The organism is Pseudomonas sp. GNP014, assembly GCF_054344005.1.
This window is the reverse complement of record NZ_JBTGUS010000001.1, coordinates 5009943-5031879: the sequence shown is the minus strand read 5'-3', so window position 1 is coordinate 5031879 and position 21937 is coordinate 5009943. Positions and strand designations below refer to the sequence as shown.

At 61.1% G+C, this 21937-nt stretch carries 21 protein-coding genes and 1 pseudogene; 9 read left to right on the top strand and 13 right to left on the bottom strand.

Annotation, left to right across the window (positions count from 1 at the left end; translation table 11 throughout):
• A complete protein-coding gene (gene dmeF / locus ACXX9E_RS22565; RefSeq protein WP_458556228.1) occupies nt 1-933 on the top strand; it encodes a CDF family Co(II)/Ni(II) efflux transporter DmeF in 933 nt (310 codons plus the stop codon).
• On the opposite strand, the gene ACXX9E_RS22560 is transcribed toward dmeF, so the two are convergent.
• Entirely contained in the window at nt 930-2033 is a 1104-nt protein-coding gene (locus tag ACXX9E_RS22560) for a cytochrome P450 (protein WP_458556227.1), read from the bottom strand. The two genes, dmeF and ACXX9E_RS22560, sit on opposite strands and share 4 nt — an antisense overlap.
• Nucleotides 2034-2111: 78 nt before the next feature.
• Here ACXX9E_RS22560 and ACXX9E_RS22555 point away from each other — a divergent pair, with 78 nt between their 5' ends.
• The 3 genes and pseudogenes from ACXX9E_RS22555 to ACXX9E_RS22545 form a co-directional block, all read left to right on the top strand.
• On the top strand, nt 2112-2867 hold the full coding sequence (locus ACXX9E_RS22555) for an ArsR/SmtB family transcription factor (RefSeq protein ID WP_186744281.1): 756 nt from the start codon (nt 2112-2114) through the stop codon (nt 2865-2867).
• An 88-nt stretch (nt 2868-2955) separates the two neighbouring features.
• Complete coding sequence (locus ACXX9E_RS22550; RefSeq protein WP_458556226.1) at nt 2956-4176, top strand: putative DNA modification/repair radical SAM protein; 1221 nt, start codon at nt 2956-2958, stop codon at nt 4174-4176.
• Nucleotides 4173-4985: pseudogene (locus ACXX9E_RS22545) on the top strand (TIGR03915 family putative DNA repair protein); the annotation flags it as partial. The gene ACXX9E_RS22550 and the pseudogene ACXX9E_RS22545, both read left to right, overlap by 4 nt.
• A 29-nt stretch (nt 4986-5014) precedes the next feature.
• Here ACXX9E_RS22545 and ACXX9E_RS22540 read toward each other — a convergent pair.
• Nucleotides 5015-5623: a LysE family translocator gene (locus ACXX9E_RS22540; RefSeq protein ID WP_186744279.1), complete on the bottom strand. Its 609-nt coding sequence runs from the start codon at nt 5621-5623 to the stop codon at nt 5015-5017.
• A gap of 105 nt (nt 5624-5728) precedes the next feature.
• Between ACXX9E_RS22540 and ACXX9E_RS22535 the strand changes: the two genes are divergently transcribed.
• Complete coding sequence (locus ACXX9E_RS22535) at nt 5729-6607, top strand: LysR substrate-binding domain-containing protein (RefSeq protein ID WP_186744277.1); 879 nt, start codon at nt 5729-5731, stop codon at nt 6605-6607.
• 56 nt (nt 6608-6663) lie between these two features.
• Here the strand turns inward: ACXX9E_RS22535 and ACXX9E_RS22530 are convergent, their stop codons facing one another.
• From ACXX9E_RS22530 to ACXX9E_RS22510, 5 genes are all read right to left on the bottom strand, one after another.
• A complete protein-coding gene (locus ACXX9E_RS22530; protein ID WP_123450621.1) occupies nt 6664-7683 on the bottom strand; it encodes a branched-chain amino acid aminotransferase in 1020 nt (339 codons plus the stop codon).
• Between the two features lie 242 nt (nt 7684-7925).
• A complete protein-coding gene (gene lpdA / locus ACXX9E_RS22525) occupies nt 7926-9299 on the bottom strand; it encodes a dihydrolipoyl dehydrogenase (protein ID WP_123462608.1) in 1374 nt (457 codons plus the stop codon).
• Nucleotides 9300-9302: 3 nt separating this feature from the next.
• The gene (locus ACXX9E_RS22520) at nt 9303-10577 is read right to left on the bottom strand and encodes a dihydrolipoamide acetyltransferase family protein (RefSeq protein WP_458556225.1); all 1275 of its coding nucleotides are present in this window, start codon (nt 10575-10577) and stop codon (nt 9303-9305) included.
• Nucleotides 10578-11636, bottom strand: coding sequence for an alpha-ketoacid dehydrogenase subunit beta (locus tag ACXX9E_RS22515; protein WP_123462612.1), 1059 nt, complete (start codon nt 11634-11636; stop codon nt 10578-10580).
• A 1-nt stretch (nt 11637) separates the two neighbouring features.
• A complete protein-coding gene (locus ACXX9E_RS22510; RefSeq protein ID WP_003224001.1) occupies nt 11638-12873 on the bottom strand; it encodes a 3-methyl-2-oxobutanoate dehydrogenase (2-methylpropanoyl-transferring) subunit alpha in 1236 nt (411 codons plus the stop codon).
• Nucleotides 12874-13058: 185 nt separating this feature from the next.
• On the opposite strand from ACXX9E_RS22510, the gene bkdR reads away from it, so the two are divergent.
• Entirely contained in the window at nt 13059-13547 is a 489-nt protein-coding gene (gene bkdR, locus ACXX9E_RS22505) for a Bkd operon transcriptional regulator BkdR (RefSeq protein ID WP_007915088.1), read from the top strand.
• Nucleotides 13548-13550: 3 nt separating this feature from the next.
• On the opposite strand, the gene ACXX9E_RS22500 is transcribed toward bkdR, so the two are convergent.
• Together ACXX9E_RS22500 and ACXX9E_RS22495 are read right to left on the bottom strand one after the other, a co-directional pair.
• Nucleotides 13551-14408, bottom strand: coding sequence for a tyrosinase family protein (locus ACXX9E_RS22500; protein WP_222832606.1), 858 nt, complete (start codon nt 14406-14408; stop codon nt 13551-13553).
• A gap of 125 nt (nt 14409-14533) precedes the next feature.
• Nucleotides 14534-15397 (bottom strand): MBL fold metallo-hydrolase, encoded by an 864-nt coding sequence (locus tag ACXX9E_RS22495; RefSeq protein WP_458556224.1) that lies wholly within the window; start codon nt 15395-15397, stop codon nt 14534-14536.
• A 91-nt stretch (nt 15398-15488) separates the two neighbouring features.
• Between ACXX9E_RS22495 and ACXX9E_RS22490 the strand changes: the two genes are divergently transcribed.
• The 3 genes from ACXX9E_RS22490 to ACXX9E_RS22480 all read left to right on the top strand — a co-directional run bounded on the left by ACXX9E_RS22490 (nt 15489) and on the right by ACXX9E_RS22480 (nt 18052).
• On the top strand, nt 15489-15830 hold the full coding sequence (locus tag ACXX9E_RS22490; protein ID WP_123462618.1) for an ArsR/SmtB family transcription factor: 342 nt from the start codon (nt 15489-15491) through the stop codon (nt 15828-15830).
• A 167-nt stretch (nt 15831-15997) separates the two neighbouring features.
• On the top strand, nt 15998-17242 hold the full coding sequence (locus ACXX9E_RS22485; protein ID WP_458556223.1) for an NAD(P)/FAD-dependent oxidoreductase: 1245 nt from the start codon (nt 15998-16000) through the stop codon (nt 17240-17242).
• 9 nt (nt 17243-17251) lie between these two features.
• Complete coding sequence (locus ACXX9E_RS22480; protein WP_458556222.1) at nt 17252-18052, top strand: sulfite exporter TauE/SafE family protein; 801 nt, start codon at nt 17252-17254, stop codon at nt 18050-18052.
• Nucleotides 18053-18100: 48 nt separating this feature from the next.
• Here the strand turns inward: ACXX9E_RS22480 and ACXX9E_RS22475 are convergent, their stop codons facing one another.
• From ACXX9E_RS22475 to ACXX9E_RS22460, 4 genes are all read right to left on the bottom strand, one after another.
• On the bottom strand, nt 18101-19381 hold the full coding sequence (locus ACXX9E_RS22475) for a TRAP transporter large permease (protein ID WP_222832610.1): 1281 nt from the start codon (nt 19379-19381) through the stop codon (nt 18101-18103).
• Complete coding sequence (locus ACXX9E_RS22470; RefSeq protein ID WP_123462626.1) at nt 19381-19908, bottom strand: TRAP transporter small permease; 528 nt, start codon at nt 19906-19908, stop codon at nt 19381-19383. The genes ACXX9E_RS22475 and ACXX9E_RS22470 overlap by 1 nt, the downstream gene beginning before the upstream one ends.
• Nucleotides 19909-19987: 79 nt before the next feature.
• On the bottom strand, nt 19988-20959 hold the full coding sequence (locus tag ACXX9E_RS22465) for a TRAP transporter substrate-binding protein (protein WP_458556221.1): 972 nt from the start codon (nt 20957-20959) through the stop codon (nt 19988-19990).
• A gap of 64 nt (nt 20960-21023) precedes the next feature.
• Complete coding sequence (locus ACXX9E_RS22460; RefSeq protein WP_336346393.1) at nt 21024-21917, bottom strand: SMP-30/gluconolactonase/LRE family protein; 894 nt, start codon at nt 21915-21917, stop codon at nt 21024-21026.
• Nucleotides 21918-21937 lie beyond the last annotated feature (20 nt).

The following is a 21937-nucleotide window of genomic DNA, read 5'->3' as shown; positions in this document are numbered from 1 at the left end:
ATGAGCCTGACTCCAAGCGCTGATCGTTTCAGCCACGATCACCAGTTCCTCGGCGCGTCCCACGACGAAAACGCCCGCCGCACCCTGTGGGTGGTGGCGCTGACGTTTGTGATGATGATCGGCGAGATCGCCGCCGGCTACATCACCGGCTCCATGGCCCTGCTGGCCGACGGTTTCCACATGGCGACCCATGCCGGCGCGTTGGGCATCGCCGCGGCGGCCTACGGTTTCGCCCGGCGCAATGCCAACAACCGACGCTACAGTTTCGGCACCGGTAAAGTTGGCGATCTGGCCGGATTTGCTTCAGCCATGGTGCTGGGGCTGGTGTCGCTGGGCATTGCCGGCGAGTCGCTTTTTCGTTTGTTCGAACCCACCACCGTAGCGTTTGGCGAAGCGACGGTGATTGCGATTGTTGGACTGGGCGTGAATATCCTCAGCGCTTTTCTACTGATGGGCCATCACGGTCACGATCACGGCCATCAGCATGACCACAGCCATGCTCATCATCATCACCATCACGACAACAACCTGCGCTCGGCCTACGTCCACGTGCTGGCCGATGCGCTGACCTCGGTGCTGGCGATCGCCGCGTTGCTGGCCGGGCGTTACCTCGGTTGGGTATGGCTGGACCCGGTGATGGGTATTGTCGGCTCCATTGTCATCGCGAAATGGGCCTACAACCTGATGCGTGACAGCGCGGCGGTGCTGCTCGACACCACCGACGAACCGGTGGCGGCGGAAATTCGCGAGCTGCTGGAAACCTCGGACGACGTGCGCATCAGTGACCTGCACGTCTGGCAGGTCGGCCCGCAGGCACGGGCGGCGATTGTCAGTGTGGTGGCGGCCGCCGGCGTCACCGCCGAGGCAATTCGCGAGCGGCTGGCGCCGGTGCATGAGCTGTCGCACCTGACGGTTGAGTTACGCAGCGCTTAACACTGCGCCTGGCTGAATAACGGGACCCGCCCATTCAAGGAAGGGCGGTAGTGCCAGGCCAGTTGCTGCAGATTCACACCGTGATCAAGGATTTCTCCGACAGTCGCAGCGGCAATCGTCAGCGCCAGCCGTTGTCCCGGGCATTGATGCCGGCCGCTGCCGAAGCTGAAACTGCGCCGGTTCGGGCGATCCAGCAGAAACTCGTCGGGGCGTTCGTTGAGTGCCGGATCGCGATTGGCCGAGGCCAGCAACAGCAGAATCACCTCGCCGGCCTCGACCCGCACTCCATCAATCTCGCAAGCCTGCGCGACAAAGCGCCGAGTGTTCTGCACCGATGGATCGAAACGCTGAACCTCAGCCAACAGCGCATCCATCGGTGCGCTGCGTAGCGCGGGCTGACGCCGCACCGCGACCAAGGTATTACCGATCAGCCCGGCCGTCGCTTCGAACGTCTGTGAGCAAAGCCCGATCAGATTGGCGATCAGCGTTTCTTCGTCGCCCGCGAAGCGTTGCAGGATGGCCTTCAACCAGTCGCTGTTCGATTCGGCGAGTAGCTCGATGAAGTAACCGCGTAATTGTTCAGCCGCCGCGTGTGCCGCCATCAGTTGCAGATCATTGCTCAACGGCGACAGGCACGCGACAAAGTCAGCGGTCAGCTCACTGATCGCCCGGCCTTGCGCCGGGCTGAAGCCGAGCAGTGCTGCGACCACGCACACCGGGCCGCGAAACATGGCTTTGTATACGCCGTCGGCATCTGCGCTGATCAGGCGTGCAGCCACCAGCGCCCGCACCCGGGCTGCATCGAACACGTCAAGCGCCGGCTCGATCGCCGAACGTGGGCAGCGCTGGCGTTCGCCCTCACTCATTCGCATCAACCGGGCAAAGACCTTGCCGGCCATTCCCGAGGCAATCGCTTTCGGCACTGGCTCCTGTGTTGGACGCACCTGGCAATCGGCATGGGCCAATACCGCACAGACTGCGCGAGCGCTGCTGGCGACCCACAGTTTCTGCGGGTGATGAAAGGTCAGTCCGCCCTGCGCGCGCAGTTCGGCGTAGTAGGGGTAGGGATCGGCCTGCGTCGCAGCGATGATCGGGTCCATGGTGCATAGCCTTGTCGTCGGGAAAGTGATGCGAGTATCTTCAGTCCGCAGCGACGACGATTCGTCGGGGAGCGAAATATGCACGCAGAACATCAAGACATCGGCGTCTCGCAAGTGGCCGCCGCCATCGCCGAACCGGCGCGCACGAAAATCCTCTGCTCGCTGATGGACGGCCATGCGCGCACCAGTACGGAGCTCGCGGCCATCGCCGAAGTCAGCGCCTCGACCGCCAGCGCGCACCTGAGCAAACTCAAGGATCTGGCCCTGGTGCGCCTGCATGTGCAGGGTCGCCATCGCTATTACAGCCTCGCCGACCAACGTGTGGCCCAGGCGCTGGAGGCGTTGATGGTGATCGGTCAGAACGCCGCGCCAATGTTCAAACCGCATACGCCGGATCGCCTGCAATTCGCCCGCACCTGTTACGACCATATGGCCGGTACGCTGGCGGTGTTGCTGCACGACCGCATGCTGGAGGCGGGGTGGCTGGTGATGACCGATGAGCAGGTATATCGGTTGAGCGACAGTGGCGAGGCGCTGTTCGGCGGATTGGGCATTGAGGTGCAGGATCTGAGCACGTTGCGCCGCAAGTTCGCCTGCCCGTGCCTGGACTGGAGCATGCGCCGGCCGCATCTGGGTGGCTCGCTGGGGGCGGCATTGTTGCAAACGGCGTTGAAGCGCAAGTGGGTAACCCAGGATCTGGACAGTCGGGCGTTGGCGTTGACGGCGTTGGGGCGCAGGGAGATCGGGGCGCGGTTCGGGGTTGAGGTGCCATTGCAAGCGCAGAGTAAAAGATCGCAACCTGCGGCAGCTCCTGCAGGGAGTGCGTACACCTGATCGGCCGAGATCTTTTGATCCTGCTTTGCACCTTGTGCCAATCCTATAGACTCGATACTGTACGCATAACCAGTACCGAGTCTTCACCATGCAAATCATCGACAAGCTCAGCATCCTCGCCGACGCCGCCAAGTACGACGCCTCCTGCGCCAGCAGCGGCGCGCCCAAGCGCAGTTCCGAGGGCAAGAGCGGGCTGGGTTCGACCGATGGCATGGGCATCTGTCACAGCTACACGCCGGACGGGCGCTGCGTCTCGCTGCTGAAAGTGCTGCTGACCAATTTCTGCCTCTATGACTGCCAATATTGTGTCAACCGCCGCTCCAGCGATGTGCCGCGCGCCCGTTTCACCCCCGAGGAAGTGGTTACGCTGACCCTGGATTTCTACCGGCGCAACTGCGTCAGCGGGTTGTTTCTCAGTTCCGGGATCATCCGCTCGGCGGACTACACCATGGAGCAACTGGTGCGCGTGGCGAAGCTGCTGCGTGAAGAACATGAGTTTCGCGGCTACATCCATCTCAAGACCATTCCCGAGGCCGACCCGGCGCTGATCAAGGAAGCCGGGCGCTATGCCGATCGGTTGAGCGTCAATATCGAGTTGCCCACCGATGCCAGTCTGCAAACCCTGGCTCCGGAGAAGCAGATCGGTTCGATCAAGCAGGCGATGAACACCATCTACACCGGCGTGCAAACGGTGCTCAATGAGCCTCGTTCGGCGAAATTCGCCCCGGCCGGGCAGAGCACGCAAATGATCGTCGGCGCCGATGACACCGACGACAGCACGATCCTGCACAGCGCCCAGTCGTTGTATGGCAACTACCGTTTGCGGCGCGTTTACTACTCGGCGTTCAGCCCGATCCCCGACAGCCCGAAAAGCGTACCGCTGGCCGCGCCACCGCTGATGCGCGAGCACCGTTTGTATCAGGCCGATTTTCTCTTGCGCAGCTATGGCTACAGCGCCAGTGAGTTACTCAAGGGACCGGGAAATCTGGCGTTGGACATTGATCCGAAACTGGCCTGGGCGCTGCAGAATCGCGAGGTGTTCCCGCTGGATCTCAACCGCGCCGAACCGGCCTTGATCGCACGCATTCCGGGCATTGGTTTGCGTACCACCGAACGCCTGGTGCAATTGCGCCAGCAACGGCGCATCCGTTACGAAGACGTGGCGCGCATGCGCTGTGTGCTGGCCAAGGCCAAGCCGTTCATCATCACCAGCGACTATCACCCGCAACAGGCCGAAGTCACCAGTCACATGCTCTACCAGCAACTGCGCGACCGGCCGCAGCCGCAGCAGATGGGGTTGTGGGGATGATCAATCTCGATTGCGACGATCTGTTCGTTACCTGGCGGCAGCAGGCGCGCTGGTTGCTTAGCCATGAGATCGACCCGAGTCTCGTCAGTTGGGCGTCCGAAGGCGTGAATGACCTGTTTGCCAGTGATGTGCAGGTGCCCGAAGGGCATGGCCCGTTCCAGGCGCGCATCCCCCGTGCATTGCTCGACACGCTGGAGCAAGCGGCCCGCTACCGTGGCGACCAGCGCTGGAGTCTTTTGTACGAAGTGTTGTGGCGTGTCAGTCACGGCGACCGCACGGCGATGATGGCCGGCGACAAACTCGGCAGTGAGCTGCAGCGGCGGATCAAGCAGGTACAGCGCGAAGCCCACCATCTGCATGCCTTCGTGCGGTTCATCGAACGCCCGCAGGATCAGCCAGGCCCGCAATACGTGGCGTGGCACGAACCGGCCCACGACATCCTGCACAGTGCCAGCGAACACTTCGTCGGGCGCATGGGCCGATACCGCTGGTTGATCGCCACCCCGCGTGACGGTGTTTACTACGACGGCGAACAATTGATTCATCAGCGCCAGTGCCCGCTGGAATGGCAGCAACTGGCGCAGAACGTCGACGACCCCCACGGCGATCTGTGGCTGACCTATTACAGCCACATCTTCAACCCGGCGCGGTTGAACGAGAAGGTCATGCAGGGGCACTTGCCGGCGCGGTTCTGGAAGAACCTGCCGGAAGGGGAATTGATACCCGGATTGATCACCCAGGCGCGCATGGGCAAGCAACAGAATGGTCAGGCCAGCGGGATAGCCGGGCGGGCCGGCAAGCGGATTGCCTTGAAGCAGGATGAGCCTGAGCAGGTTGTTCAGCGGGTTGCCGAAGCCATCAACAGACCAAAACCGGCAAAGGTCACCCCCGAGACTTTCGCCGCCAGCCAAGAGCCTTTCGGGCTCGACAACCAGCCTTTGGCCGCATTGGCGAGCAGGGCATAGCTGCCGTGCACCAGAATCACCAGCGTTGCGTAAGAGGCCACCAGTTTGAAGAACTGCGGGTAAAAAGCCTGTTCAGTGTCAATGAACTGCGGGAACACGGCCAAAAAGAAGAAGATCGCTTTCGGATTGAGAAACTGCAGGGACGCGGCTTCGAGAAAGCGGTAGCCCGGACGAGAAGGGCGAACCTGCTGCAGGGCACGGAAACGATCTGAACGCCAACTCTTGAAGCCCAAGTACAACAGATAGGCGGCCCCGGCATATTTCAGCACGGTAAACGCCTCGGCCGAGGCGCTGAGGATCAAGCCGACGCTGGTGGCGCTGAGGGCCGCCACCACGAAAGCGCCCGAGGCGATTCCCAGTATGCCGGGCACTGCGCCGGTCCAGCCCAGGCGCACGGCGTTGGACAGGGTCAGCACCACGCCCGGGCCGGGGCTCAAAATAGTCAGGGTGGCGAACAGTACGAAGAGTCCGTAGCTGTGCATGATGTTGCTCCGTCGAATCGCGTGTCTGCATGTGGGCAGATTGGCGTGGCGACAAGGCGCTGACAAACGCTTTAAATGCAGTGCATATGTGACTAAATTAGACCCATGAAAAATTCACTTCCCCCGCTCAACGCAGTTCGCGCTTTCGCTGTTGCTGCTCGTCATCAGAGTTTCAGCCTGGCGGCCGAAGAGCTGCATGTCAGCCATAGTGCAGTCAGCCGTCACGTCAAACTGCTTGAAGAGCACTTGGGCGTTTTACTGTTTGAACGGCGTGTTCGGCAATCGCTGCTGACGCCGGCGGGTGAGCATTTCTATCAGCAAGTCAGTACCGGCCTGGCACAGATAGCCGACGCCGCTGCCGAGTTGAAGCGGCAGGCAGCGCGGCCGACGATCAGGATCAATGTCCGGCCGTCCTTCGCCCTGTTATGGCTGACGCCTCGTTTGACAGACTTCTCGACGCAGCATCCGCACATCGACACCCAGGTCGTCACACAGACTCAGTCGCCGGATCCGGTCCGCGACGATTTCGACATTGTCATCCGCCGGGGCCGTGACGATTGGGCGCCGTCGCTCGAGGCGCAAGCGTTGTTCGAGGATGAATTGGTCATGGTCGCGGCGCCGGCATTGATTGAGCGACTGCCGCTGACAAATCTCGCCGGTCTCAGTGCGCACACCTTGCTGACCGTCAGGGCGCGGCGAGAAGACTGGCACCACTGGGCCATGCATTTCGGCCAGAGCCAGAGCAGCAGCCAAGTGATCCGCCAGTTTGATTACATGCACCGGGTGCTGGAAGCGGCCGTTGCGGGCGAGGGCATCGCACTGTGTCCGACCACTTTGCTCGGCACGCATTTGTCGAGTGGTCGCCTGATCTGCCCGTTGCCGGAGCTGCGCATGCCGCTGCCTCGCTATTACTACGGTGTTGCCCCGCAAGCGTCGGCGCACACCAAGGTGTTCATTGAGTGGATACAGCAACAGCGCCCATGAAAAAGCCCCCCATCGATTACTCGATGGGGGGCTTTTGTGCATCAGCAGCCGTCAGATCAAACCTTGACGATCCAGCCCGCTGGCGCTTCGATGTCGCCGGTCTGCACGCCAGTCAGCTCTTTGTAGAGCTTCTGGGTGACCGGGCCGACTTCGGTTTCGCTGTGGAACACGTGCAGGTGGTCGTTGTAGCTGATACCGCCGATCGGGGTGATCACGGCGGCTGTGCCGCAAGCGCCAGCTTCCTTGAAGTCCGACAGTTTGTCGATCAGCACATCACCTTCAACCACTTCCAGGCCCAGACGGGTCTTGGCCAGTTCGATCAGCGAAAGGCGGGTGATGCCTGGCAGAACCGACGGCGAGTTCGGGGTGATGAACTTGTTGTCGTGGGTGATCCCGAAGAAGTTGGCCGAACCGACTTCCTCGATCTTCTTGTGGGTCAGCGGATCCAGGTAGATGGCGTCGGCGAAGTGCGCCTTCTTGGCCTGGGAACCCGGCATCAGGCTGGCGGCGTAGTTGCCACCGACCTTGGCCGCACCGGTGCCTTGTGGGGCTGCGCGGTCGAAGCTGGAAATCTGGAAGTTGTGCGGGGTCAGGCCGCCCTTGAAGTAGGCGCCGACCGGGATCGCGAACACCGAGAAGATGAACTCCGGAGCGGTACGCACGCCGATGTTGTCACCCACGCCGATCACGAACGGGCGCAGGTACAGCGCGCCGCCGGTGCCGTAAGGCGGGATGAAGCGCTCGTTGGCACGAACCACTTGCTTGCACGCTTCGATGAACTGCTCGGTGGACACGTGCGGCATCAGCAGGCGGGCGCAGCTGCGTTGCATGCGCGCGGCGTTCTGATCCGGGCGGAACAGGTTGATCGAGCCGTCCTTGCAACGATAGGCCTTCAGGCCTTCGAAGCACTGCTGGCCATAGTGAAGGGCCGTCGAGCCTTCGCTGATGTGCAGCACGTTGTCTTCGGTCAGGGTGCCTTTGTCCCACTCGCCATCGCGAAAGTACGACAGATAGCGTTTGTCGGTCTTGATGTAGTCAAAACCCAGCTTGTCCCAATTGATGCTTTCGTTACCCATGACACCCTCTATCACTGAACAACCGCCGAAACGGTTCAAGGCTTCTGACGTTTTTTGGATGGGCACAACAATACTTCATTCTTGAGCGGTTTCGCAGCCCGGACTATCGGATGGCACACAGATAAATCGTGTTGCCCTCAGGAATTCGCGAGCAAGCTCGCTCCCACAGGGGAATGCATTCCAAATGTGGGAGCGAGCTTGCTCGCGAAGGGGCCATCACTGCCACCCTCCATTTGACGGATTTACAGGTGTAGCGCATGCCCCAAAGCACGCAACGCCGCTTCCTGCACCGCTTCACCCAAGGTCGGGTGCGCATGGATGGTGCCGCCAATGTCTTCCAGCCGCGCACCCATTTCCAGGCTTTGTGCAAACGCGGTCGACAACTCGGAAACCCCGACTCCCACTGCCTGCCAGCCGACAATCACATGATTGTCGCGACGGGCGACCACCCGCACGAAGCCGCTTTTCGATTCCAGGGTCATCGCCCGGCCATTGGCGGCGAACGGGAAGCTCGACACGATGCAGTCCAGTCCGGCGGCCTTGGCCTCGTCCGGAGTCTGGCCGACCACCACCAGTTCCGGGTCGGTGAAGCACACGGCGGCGATGGCGGTCGGGTTGAATTCGCGGTGTTTACCGCTGATCAGCTCGGCGACCATTTCGCCTTGGGCCATGGCCCGGTGCGCGAGCATCGGCTCGCCGCTCAGGTCGCCGATGGCGTAGACGTTGCGCATGCTGGTCTGGCAACGGCTGTCGATCTTGATCGCCGAGCCATTCATGTCCAGGTTCAGCGCTTCGAGGTTCCAGCCCTGCGTATTCGGTTTGCGGCCGACGGCCACCAGCACCTGATCGGTTTGCAGATTCAGGGTGTCGCCGTTCGGGTCACGCACCTGCAAGGTCCCGTCGAACCCCAGCACGCTGTGTTTGAGATAGAGCTTCACGCCCAGTTGCTTCAGGGCTTCGTGTACCGGTTGCGTCAGCTCGGCATCGTAGGCTGGCAGGATGCGATCCTGCGCCTCGACCACACTGACCTCGGCACCGAGCTTGCGGTAAGCAATGCCCAGCTCCAGACCGATGTAACCGCCGCCAACCACCACCAGCCGCTTTGGCACAGACGTCGGTGCCAGCGCTTCGGTGGAGGAGATGATCGGCCCGCCAATCGGCAGGATCGGCAGGTTGACGCTGGTCGAACCGGTGGCGAGTACCAGGTGTTCGCACTGGATTCGGGTGTCGCCGACTTCAACCGTTTTGCCGTCAATGACCTTGGCCCAGCCGTTGATGACCTGAACCTTGTGCTTTTTCAGCAGTGCGGCGACGCCGGTGGTCAGGCGATCGACGATACCGTCCTTCCACTCAACGCTTTTAGTGATATCGAGGGTCGGCGCCGACACGCTGATGCCCAGCGCCGAATGCTCGCTGTGATGCTGCGTCTGGTGAAACTGCTCGGCCACATGAATCAGCGCTTTTGACGGGATGCAGCCGATGTTCAGGCACGTGCCGCCCAGCGATTGGCCTTCGACCAGAATCGTCGCAATCCCCAGTTGCCCGGCGCGAATCGCCGTGACGTAACCGCCAGGACCGCCGCCAATAATCAGCAGCGTGGTGTTCAGAGTTTGCATGCCTTACTCCACAAACAAAGTGGCGGGTTGTTCGAGCAAGCCACGGATGGCCTGGATGAAGAGTGCCGCGTCCATGCCGTCGACCACGCGGTGATCGAAGGAACTGGAGAGGTTCATCATCTTGCGGATCACCACCTGGCCTTTGACGACCATTGGCCGTTCGACAATTTTGTTCACGCCGACGATTGCCACTTCCGGCAGGTTCAGCACCGGGGTGCTGACGATGCCGCCCAGGGCACCGAGGCTGGTCAGGGTGATGGTCGAGCCGGACAGTTCGTCGCGGCTGGCCTTGCCATTGCGGGCAGCATTCGCCAGGCGCGAGATTTCCGCAGCGCTGTCCCACAGGCTGCGGGCTTCGGCGTGACGCACCACCGGCACCATCAGGCCAACGTCACTTTGCGTGGCGACGCCGACGTGTACCGCGCCGGGGCGGGTGATGACCTGGGCTTCGTCATCGTACCGGGCGTTCATCTGCGGGAAGTCGCGCAAGGCAACGACCAGCGCACGCACGAGGAACGGCAGCAAGGTCAACTTGCCACGGCTGGCACCGTGTTTTTCATTCAGATGCGCGCGCAGCTCTTCAATGGCAGTGACGTCGATTTCCTCGACGTAGCTGAAGTGCGCGGCGCGCTGGGTGGCGTCCTGCATGCGTTGGGCGATCTTGCGACGCATGCCGATCACTGGAATCTGTTCTTCATCGTGACGCTGGGCGTAAGCGGCGGCTGCCGGCGCCGAAGCGTTCGACTGACCTTGCGCCAGATAGGCCTCGAGGTCCTCGTGCAGCACACGACCGGCCGGGCCAGTGCCGCGGACCAGACGTAATTGAATGCCCAGATCCAGCGCATGTTTGCGCACGGCCGGGGAGGCCAGTGGACGTTCATCGGCTTCACGGGCAACCATCGGGCCCTGGCAAACGGCAGCCGGACGCGGTGCAGCAGCGGCGACCGGTCTGCTTTCGACCGTCGCTTCAGCTTTCGGCGCAATCGGTGCCTCTTTGACAGGCGCGGGTGCGGCGGACTCCTTCAAGTTGCCGGCACCTTCCACCTCGATGCTGATCAGCACACTGCCGACCGCCATCACTTCACCCGGCTGACCGCCGAGAGCAATCACCTTGCCGTGCACCGGCGATGGAATATCGACCATGGCCTTGTCGGTCATCACGTCCGCCAGCACCTGGTCTTCAACCACCAGATCGCCAACCTTGACGTGCCACTGCGACAGTTCGACTTCTGCGATGCCTTCGCCGATGTCCGGCATCTTGATAACGTGCGTGCCCATTCAGACCTCCATGACCCGTTTCAGAGCTGCGCCCACACGGGACGGCCCAGGGAAATACGCCCACTCTTGCGCGTGCGGGTAGGGGGTGTCCCAGCCGGTGACGCGTTCGATCGGCGCTTCCAGGTGATGGAAGCAATGCTCTTGCACCAGCGCGACCAGTTCGGCGCCGAACCCGCAAGTGCGGGTGGCTTCGTGCACCACTACGCAACGGCCGGTTTTCTTCACCGACTTGACGATGGTTTCCAGGTCCAGCGGCCACAGGCTGCGCAGGTCGATGACTTCGGCATCAACGCCGGATTCTTCGGCCGCGACTTGCGAGACGTAGACGGTGGTGCCGTAGGTCAACACGGTCACGTCCTTGCCCGGACGGGTGATCGCGGCGACGTCCAGCGGCACGGTGTAGTAACCGTCCGGCACCTGGGCTTGCGGGTGTTTCGACCATGGGGTTACCGGGCGGTCGTGGTGGCCATCGAACGGGCCGTTGTACAGGCGTTTTGGCTCAAGAAAGATCACCGGGTCATCGTTTTCGATGGAGGCGATCAGCAGACCCTTGGCGTCGTACGGGTTGGACGGCATCACGGTGCGCAGACCACAGACCTGGGTGAACATCGCCTCGATGCTCTGGCTGTGGGTCTGGCCGCCGTAGATGCCGCCGCCGCATGGCATGCGCAGGGTCATCGGTGCGGTGAACTCACCGGCCGAGCGATAACGCAGGCGCGCCGCTTCGGAAATGATCTGGTCGGAGGCCGGGTAAACGTAGTCGGCGAACTGAATCTCGGCGACCGGACGCAGACCGTAAGCGCCCATGCCCACGGCAACACCGACGATGCCGCTCTCGGAGATCGGTGCGTCGAACACCCGCGAGGTGCCGTACTTGGTCTGCAGGCCTTCGGTGCAACGGAACACGCCACCGAAGTAGCCGACGTCCTGACCGAACACCACCACATTGTCGTCACGCTCAAGCATCACATCCATGGCCGAGCGCAGGGCCTGGATCATGGTCATGGTGGTCGTGGTCATGGCGGTTTCCAACTGAATATTGTTGTTGTGATCGTTCATGTCAGATCCCCAACTGCTGACGCTGGCGCTTCAAGTGCTCCGGCATCTCTTTGTAGACGTCTTCGAACATGGTCGCGGCGCTTGGAATCTGGCCGCCGGCGAGGGTGCCGTACTGCTCGGCCTGTTTCTGCGCGGCAATCACTTCGGCTTCGAGCTCGGCACTGACGGCGGCGTGTTCTTCTTCCGACCAGTGGCCGACCTTGATCAGGTGCTGCTTCAGGCGGGCAATCGGGTCGCCCAGCGGGAAGTGGCTCCAGTCGTCGGCAGGACGGTATTTGGAAGGATCGTCGGAGGTCGAGTGCGGGCCGGCACGGTAGGTGACCCATTCGATCATGGTCGGCCCGAGGTTGCGCCGGGCGCGTTCAGCGGCCCAGGCAGATGCTGCATACACGGCGTAGAAGTCGTTGCCATCCACGCGCAGCGAAGCGATGCCGCAACCGACGCCGCGGCCGGCGAAGGTAGTGGCTTCACCACCGGCGATGGCCTGGAAGGTCGAGATCGCCCATTGATTGTTGACCACGTTGAGGATCACTGGCGCACGGTAAACGTGGGCGAAGGTGAGGGCGGTGTGGAAGTCCGATTCGGCGGTGGCGCCGTCACCGATCCACGCCGAGGCGATTTTCGTGTCGCCCTTGATCGCCGAGGCCATGCCCCAGCCGACAGCCTGAATGAACTGAGTGGCGAGGTTGCCGGAAATGGTAAAGAAACCGGCGTCCTTGACCGAGTACATGATCGGCAACTGGCGGCCCTTGAGCGGATCGCGCTCGTTGGACAGCAGTTGGCAGATCAGGTCGACCAACGGCACTTCGCGGGCCATCAGAATGCTTTGCTGGCGGTAGGTCGGGAAGCACATGTCGTCGATGTTCAAGGCCAGGGCCTGAGCGCTGCCAATGGCTTCTTCGCCAAGGCTCTGCATGTAGAACGACATTTTTTTCTGCCGCTGGGCGACCACCATGCGGTTGTCGTAGATCCGCGTCTTGAGCATGGCGCGCATGCCCTTGCGCAGGATCTCGACCGGCACGTTTTCAGCCCATGGGCCGAGGGCGTTGCCCTGATCATCGAGCACGCGAATCAGGCCACGCGCCAGATCGGCGGTGTCGGCGGGTTCGACGTCGATGGATGGTTTGCGCACCGTACCGGCATCGGTCAGATGCAGGTAGGAAAAGTCGGTTTTGCAGCCTGGGCGGCCCGAAGGTTCAGGGACGTGCAGACGCAGCGGTTCATACGCTTGGGTCATGGCTTCTACGCTCGATCTTGTGAATTTCTTGTAGTGAGCTGGCAATCATTCTTGGGTGAAAGAAATCTTGTCCTACAACAATCATAGGCCCGGGCCAGAAGAATATTTCTCTCTGTTTCGTTGCGCTGGAGACGATTTGCAGATAGAAATTCTGCATAAACATAAAAAACAGGTGGTTTTGTCTCATGCGCAAACTGGACCGTACCGACATCGGCATTCTCAACAGCCTTCAAGAGAACGCGCGCATCACCAACGCCGACCTCGCACGCTCGGTGAATCTGTCGCCGACACCGTGCTTTAACCGGGTCAAGGCGATGGAAGAATTAGGGCTGATTCGCGAGCAGGTGACGCTGCTGGACGCCGACCTGCTGGGACTGCATGTCAACGTGTTCATCCACGTCAGCCTCGAGAAGCAGGTGGAGGAGGCGTTGCAGCATTTTGAAGAAGCGATTTCCGATCGCCCGGAGGTGATGGAGTGCTATTTGATGGCGGGTGACCCGGATTATCTGATCCGCGTGCTGGTGCCGACCATTCAGTCGCTGGAGCGTTTCATGATGGACTTTCTGACCAAGGTGCCGGGGGTGGCGAATATTCGCTCGAGTTTTGCGCTCAAGCAGGTGCGCTACAAGACTGCATTGCCCTTGCCGGCAAACGGCCTGACGCTAGGTAACTGAAAGTCAGATGTAGTCATACCGGTAATCGAGTTCTGCGGTATAGAGGGTTTGTCGGACGGTAAAGGTTTGCGCCCAGGGCGCCCTTTCATTGGCAGGATGAAAGATCAGGACGGTTTCGTTCGTGTCTGCCGAGCCAGCTCCATTGGTAAAGCCTGGAGTTCCAGCATGCTGATGTTTCCAGCGTTCCCACAGCAAGTCGAGGTAGCAGTGGTGCAGGAAGAATATCGGATCGTTGGGTGAGGAGGCTTGTGCCATGCTGCCGCCAATCCAGGCATGTACCGGATTGTGCAAAAGGCTTTCCGAGACGTTTTCCCAGCCGCTTTCATCCATCCAGTAAGGCGTTCTGTTCAGGGTCGAAATAACATCCAGCGGGGTGGGCAGTGCGCCGCTTGCCCCCAGATTTCGACGAATGCCGGTGTTGCCAGTGCCCTCGTCCCAGACCCTGACATCGAATTGTGAGTGCTCCCTGGAAAACGGACCGCTGGTGACACGCTGATCTTGCAGGTTGTCACCGTTTGAACCCATGAAATCCGACGTGAAGGGGTTGTCTGCTCCGGTCAGTTGCCAGTTCCAGTAGGGCAGGGTAATGGTCGGATCATTGGTGGCGGACTGCAGGGCCAGTTCGAACTGGCGAATCAGAATTCGATGCCACGGATAGAACAAAGGGCTGCGATGCGGATTGGGTATCAGCGGATTGGCGCCGCCCATCGAGTTTTTGTGGATCTGCACAAAGTCATCGTAGCGATTTTGCTGTCCGGGGCGCAGGACGCTGTCGACGTTGTTTTTCAGTACCAGGATCGCATCGACGAACGCAGCTTTCTGTTGCGGTGTCATGTCGCGGTGATTACGGCGAATATCCATATTGCGAAAACTCCATTGAATGTTTGCCCAATGGAGTCTGATCGCTGAGAGGATTTTCACCAGTTCATCACTATCGCCAGCGTTCGTAGGAAAAATAATCTGGTGATGGTTCGAGCGACGTTTTCCTATAGAGAGTTGAGCGGAATCTTCAGGTACACCACGCCGTTTTCCTCTGCCGGTGGCAGATTCCCCGCCCGCACATTGACCTGAATCGCCGGCAGCAGCAGCGTCGGCATGCCCAGCCCGGCATCGCGTTTGGTGCGCATCTCGACGAACGCCGCCTCGTCGATTCCGTCATGCACATGAATATTGCTTTTGCGCTGCTCGCCGACAGTGGTCTGGCACTGCGCGGCGCGGCCTTCGGGTGGGTAGTCGTGGCAGACGTAGAGTTTGACGCTGGCGGGGAAGGCCAGCAGCTTGTGGATCGAGTTGTACAGTTGATGCGCGTTGCCGCCGGGGAAGTCGCAGCGGGCGGTGCCGACGTCGGGCATGAACAGCGTGTCGCCGACCAGAATCTGTTCGCCGTCGATCAGGTAAGCCATGTCCGCCGGGGTGTGGCCGGGGACGTGCAGGGCGGTGGCCTTGAGGTTGCCAATGCGGAATGACTCGTTCGGCGCAAACAGGTGATCGAACTGCGAGCCATCGACGCAGAATTCCGGCTCCAGGTTGAACAGCGCCTTGAACACGTTCTGCACTTTGCTGATGGATTCGCCAATGGCGATTTTTCCGCCCAGTTCCCGGCGCAGGTAAGGCGCTGCGGACAGATGATCGGCGTGGGCATGGGTTTCCAGCAGCCACTGCACTTGCAGGCTGTGCGCGTGAACGAAGGCGATGATTCTGTCGGCCTGGGCGGTGCAGGTACGGCCGGCGGCGCCGTCATAATCAAGCACCGGGTCGACGATTGCGCACTGTCCGCCATCGTCTTCGTAGACCACGTAGCTGTAGGTCGAAGAGGCGGGGTCGAGGAAAGCTTCAATCTGCGCGGGCATGGACACCAACCTGAACAAGGAAAATGGGTTGCAACACTTTATCTAAAAACATAATGTTCACAGCTTAAGTGACGTTGAAGGCATCGTGCAAATGCAATCCAGTCTGACCGAATGTGAAGTCGCCCAATTGCGCGCCTCGGCCTCCAAGGCCTGCGCGCTGCTCAAGGCCCTGGCCAATGAGGATCGCTTGTTGATCCTGTGCCAATTGACCCAGGGTGAACGCAATGTCGGCGAACTGGAAAAAATGACCGGCGTGCGTCAACCGACGCTGTCCCAGCAACTGGGCATCCTGCGCGATGAAGGGCTGGTGGCGACTCGCCGTGAAGGCAAATACATTTTTTATGGCCTGGCCAGTCCTGAAGTGATTCAGGTGATGAAGACCCTGTCCGGGTTGTATTGCGGCGCGGTGCTGAAAAGCCTCGGTCACCCATAAATGCTTGCCAGCACACTACCCCTGCAGGAGTGAGCCTGCTCGCGAAAGCGGTGGGTCAGCCAGCATCTTCTGTGACTGTCACGCCGTTATCGCGAGCAGGCTCACTCCTGCAATGGATTTGTGGGATGGCCGGAAAAAACCTTGCGTGCAGCAATAAGGAACAAGCAATGAACGATCAACACTGGGGCCCATCCATCAGTGCAGACATCGTGGTCATCGGCGGCGGTACGGCGGGCATCGGCTTCGTCGCCAGCCTGCTCAAGCGCGATCCACATTTGAACGTCACGGTGATCGAGCCGAGTGCCCAGCACTACTATCAACCGGCGTGGACGCTGGTTGGCGGTGGCGCCTACGACGCCAAAGACACCGCCAGGCCGATGAGCAAGGTGATGCCCCGTCATGCCACCTGGATTCAAGCAGCGGTGACCGCTGTCGATCCTGACAAGCGCCAGCTGACCCTCAACGATCAACGCACCGTCAGCTATCAGAACCTGATTGTCTGCCCCGGCCTGCGCCTGGCCTGGGACAAGATCGAAGGCTTGCAGGAAAGCCTCGGCCAGCACGGCGTCACGTCCAACTACAGCTATCAGCATGCGCAATACACCTGGGATCAGGTGCAGAAACTGCGCGACGGTAAAGCGCTGTTCACGCAACCGGCGATGCCGATCAAATGCGCCGGTGCACCGCAGAAAGCGCTGTACCTGTCCTGTGATCACTGGCTCAAAAGCGGATTGCTGAACAACATCAAGGTCGAGTTCAACCTGGCTGGCGTCGCGCTGTTTGGCGTGGCGACATTCGTGCCGCCATTGATGAAGTACATCGAAAAATACAACGCGCAACTGGCGTTCAACTCGAACCTGGTCAAGGTCGACGGCCCGGCGAAAACCGCGTGGTTCGAGACCAAGGACGCCGACGGTAACGTCACCCGTGAGGCGAAAACCTTCGACCTGCTGCACGTCGTTCCACCACAGGTGTCGCCGGATTTCATCGCACAAAGTCCATTGGCCGATGCCGCTGGCTGGTGCGAGGTCAATCCGCACAGCCTGCAACATCCGCGTTATCCGCACGTGTTCGCGCTGGGTGATATCTGCGGCACCAGCAATGCGAAAACCGCTGCGGCGGTGCGCAAGCAAATCGTGGTGGTGGCGCAAAACCTGCTGGCCTTGCGCAAGGGCCAACCGCTGCCGCTGAAATACGACGGCTACGGTTCCTGCCCGCTGACGGTGGAGAAGGGCAAGGTGATCCTCGCCGAGTTTGGCTACGGCGGAAAACTGCTGCCGACCTTTCCCCTCGATGCGACCGTACCGCGCCGTTCGGCCTGGTGGCTCAAGGCGACGCTGCTGCCGTGGTTCTACTGGAACGGCATGCTCAAGGGCCGTGAATGGCTGACCGCCGTGTCCAACGTCGACTGAGAGGCCTCTATGTTGCTGGCTAGTCTGTTTGGCGTGGTGATGGGGTTGGTGCTCGGGCTGACCGGCGCGGGCGGCGGGATTCTCGCGGTGCCGGCGCTGGTGCTCGGGCTCGGCTGGACGATGACTCAGGCTGCGCCCGTGGCCTTGTTTGCAGTGGGCAGTGCCGCGGCGGTCGGTGCCGTCGACGGTTTGCGCCATGGTCTGGTGCGTTATCGTGCGGCGTTGCTGATTGCGGCACTGGGCGCGGTGTTTTCGCCGCTGGGCATCTACTTCGCGCATCAGTTGCCGGAGCAGATCCTGATGATGCTGTTCAGTCTGCTGATGGTCATAGTGGCCTGGCGCATGTTGCGCCGCGAGCGCGCGCAAGCAGGCCCGAGTGACCACGGTCACGCCAGTTGGGGCCAGAAGAACTGCATGCTCAACGAGCAGACCGGGCGCTTCGACTGGACCGCCAAATGCACCGCGACGTTGGCGGCGTTGGGCGCGATTACCGGCGTGGTGTCCGGGTTGCTCGGCGTTGGCGGCGGCTTCCTGATCGTGCCGGCGTTCAAGCAACTGACCGATGTGCAGATGCGCGGCATCGTCGCCACGTCGTTGATGGTGATCAGCCTGATCTCGGCGATTGGCGTGATCGGGGCGTTTCACGCCGGTGTGCGGATAGATGCTCAGGGTGCGGCGTTCATCGTCGCCAGCATCGTCGGCATGATCATCGGTCGCAAGCTCTGCGCACGGGTGCCGGCGCGAGCGTTGCAGGTGGGGTTTGCCAGTGTGTGTCTGGTGGTGGCGGCCTACATGGTATGGCGGGCCTGAAGCAACACCTGTGGCGAGGGAGCGGACTCTCTCGCCACAGCGTCGGGGTTACAACACCAGATGCGGTAACCACAGCGAAATCGCCGGAATGTAGGTCACCAGCATCAATACCAGAAACAGCACGGCGTAGAACGGCAGCAGCGCCTTCACGGTGCTTTCGATACTGACCTTGCCCACCGCCGAGCCGACAAACAGCACCGCGCCCACCGGTGGCGTGATCAGCCCGATCCCCAGGTTGACCAGCATGATCATGCCGAACTGCACCGGATCGACACCGATGCCGAGAATCACCGGCATCAGAATCGGCGTGAGGATCAGGATCAGCGGCGCCATGTCCATCACCGTGCCGAGCAACAGCAGCATGACGTTGATGCACATCAGGATCACGTAGCGGTTGTCCGACAGGGTCAGGAACAGCGTGGTGATCTTCGCCGGGATCTGCATCAGGGTCATGATGTAGCCGAAGCTCGCCGCGAAGCCGATCAGGATCATCACGATCGAAATCGTGCGCACCGTGCGGTGCATCAGTTTCGGCAGTTCGCTCCATTTATAGTCGCGATAGATGAACATGGTCACGAAGAACGCCCAGAGCACGGCGATGGCCGCGGACTCTGTGGCGGTGAAGACCCCGGACAGAATGCCGCCCAGAATGATCACCATCGCCATCATGCCCCATAGCGCTTCGCCGCAGATCTTCAAGGCCTCGCGCAGCGGGATGACGTCGCCCTTCGGGTAGTCGCGTTTTTTCGCGAAGATCAGGCACAGCACCATCAGGCATGCGCTCATCAACAGGCCCGGAACCACGCCGGCCATGAACAGCGAGGCGATGGACACGGTGCCACCGGCCGCCAGCGAATAAAGCACCGAGTTATGGCTTGGTGGCGTCAACAGCGCCTGCACCGACCCGCTGACCGTCACCGCCGTGGAGAACTCGCGCGGATAACCCTTGCGCTCCATCTCTGGAATCAGCACCGAGCCCACCGATGCCGTGTCGGCCACCGACGATCCCGAGATCGCACCGAAGAAGGTCGAGGCCATGATGTTGACCAGCGACAGACCGCCACGCACGAACCCCACCAACACCCCGGCAAACGCCACCAGCCGCCGCGACATGCCGCCCTCGGCCATGATCGCCCCGGCCAGCACGAAGAACGGAATCGCCAGCAAGGAAAATTTATTGACCCCGCCGGCGACCTGAATCATCAAGGCCTGGAACGGGATGTCGATCCACCACGCGCCGATCAGCGCCGACAACCCGAGGGCGTAGGCGACCGGCATGCCGATCAGGATCAACACGATAAAACTGCCTAACAGAATCAATGCGTCCATCAGGCAGCCCCTTCGTTTTCTTCAACCAGGTCGAACCGCACCACGCGGCGATTGCTTTGGTCACCGAACAGCAGTTTTTCCACGACAAAGATCAGCGTCAGTGCGCCGCCGATCGGGATTGGCATGTAGGTGATGCCCACGCGCAAGGTTGGCAGGGCGCTCATGAACTGGTTCCAGGTCGAGGCGCACAGCTTGGCACCCCAGATGGTCATGAACAGGCAGATGGTGCCCATCAGTAACTGCGAGATGACGCTCATCGTTCTGCGCAGGTTGGGTGGTAAACGGTCGGTGACCATGGCGACGGCCATGTGCGCACCGGCGCGATAACTGGCAGCGGCGCCGATGAAGGTGAAGACCATCATCAGCAGGATCGCGGTGGGTTCCGGCCAGCTCGAACCGGTGCCGAGGGCATAACGGGCGAATACGCCCCAGGGAATGATCAGGGCGATGGCCAGGACCGACAGGCCCGCGACCCAGATGCAGGTCATGTACAGCTTATCGTTGAGGCGCAGCAGCGAATTCTTCATCGGGATCCACCGTAACCGGGCAGCCGCGAGCGTCAGTGGACGCCAGCGCTGCCGGGCCTTTCATTGAGGGCTGGGAGGGTTACTGCACCGCTTCGATACGCTTGATCAGGTCGGCGTAAGGCGCGCCGTATTTCTCGCGAACCGAGGCAGTGGCCTCGTAGAAGGGTTTCTTGTCGACGGTGATGAACTCGACGCCGGCGGCCTTGAGTTTTTCTTCGCTGCTGGCGGACTTCGCGTCCCACAGTGCGCGCTCTTCAAGCTGGGCCGCCTTGGCGGCTTTCTTCACCAGTGTTTGCTGTTCAGGGGTGAGTTTGTCCCAAGTGATTTTCGACATCACGATCGGCTCCGGCAGGATCAGGTGGCCAGTGAGGCTGTAGAACTTGGCGTTCTGGAAGTGATTGTGCTCGAGCAGGGTTGGCGGGTTGTTTTCCGCGCCGTCGATCACGCCGGTCTGCAGGGCGCTGAAGATTTCCCCGGTGTCCATCGCAATGCCGTTGCCGCCCATGGCATTGATGGTTTCGATGAACATCGGGTTGCCTTGCACGCGGATCTTCATGCCCTTGAGGTCTTCGAGTTTGCGCACCGGTTTCTTGGTGTAGAGGTTGCGCGTGCCGCCGTCCATCCAGGCCAGCGCGACCAGACCGAATTCCGATTGGGTGATCTTGTCGAGGATCGCATCGCCGACGTCGCCGTCGATCACCGCACGCATGTGCGCCTGGTCGCGGAAGATGAACGGCATGTTGAACACGTTCACATCCGGCACCACCGGGCCGACGATGCCGAGGCTGACGCGGGTCATCTGGATTGCGCCGACCTGAGCCTGTTCGATGACTTCCTTTTCCGAACCGAGCACGCCGCCCGGGAAATACTTGAAGGTGAGGTCGCCGTTGGTTTCCCTGGTCAGGGTTTTGCCCATGCCTTCTTCCGCGACCACGGTCGGGTAACCGGCGGGGTGAATGTCGGCGAATTTGATTTCCAGCGCCTGCGCGGCGCTGGCGAGAGTAAAGGCAAACGGTAAAGCGACGGCGAGCAAGGTGCGTTTGAAGTACATGGGGGTGAGTCTCCAGTCTTGTTATTGTTGTGTTCAAGGCGCAGCGGTGCAGCAGAGGCGGGTGTTACAGCACATCGTCGAATATCGGCTCCGGCAGGCCCTTGACGTTGGGGTTAAGGGCGAACACGCCGCCGGCCAGGGATTGCGGATCGTGGTCATCGCCGGGACGAATCGAGGTCACGAACAAGGTGTCCATACGGCTGCCGCCGAAGGCGCACATGGTCGGTTTTTTCACCGGTACGGCCAGCGAGAAATCGAGTCGACCGTCCGGCGCGAAGCGGTGAATGAGGCCGGCGTCGTTGGCACAGATCCAGTAGAAACCCTCGGCATCCACAGCAGCCCCGTCGGGGCGTCCGGGGAAATGATTCATGTCGATGAATACCCGGCGATTCGACGGCGTGCCGCTGTCGGTGTCGTAATCGAAGGCCCAGATCAATTGCACGGCGGGGTGCGAATCAGACACATACATCGTCTTGCCGTCGGGGCTGAAACCGAGGCCGTTGGGCACGATGAAACCGTCCAGTTGCGCTTCGATCACGCCCGACTGCCCGGTGCCGTAGCGGTACAGCCGGCCTTCGGGCAAGTTCAGGCCCATGTCCAGCACCATACTGCCGGCCCAGAAGCGGCCCTGACGATCGCAGCGGCCGTCGTTGAGGCGCATGTCATTGCGGCTGTGTGCAACGCTGGCGAGCCGTTCGCTGTCGAGACTGCCGTCGCTGTGCGGGTGCAGATGAAAGAAACCGCTCTCCATGCCAGCGACCCAGCCACCCCGGCGGTGGCGAGCGATGCAGGCGAGCATTTCCGGGGTTTTCCACGCATGGACGTGGCCGGTGTCGGCGCTCCAGCGTTGCAGCCCGCCGTTGGGGATGTCCACCCAGTACAGGGCGTTGTCCTGCGGCACCCAGACCGGGCTTTCACCCACGGCATTGCGGGCATCGACGATCAATTCGGCTTGCATATTCATTCCCTTGTGTCGTG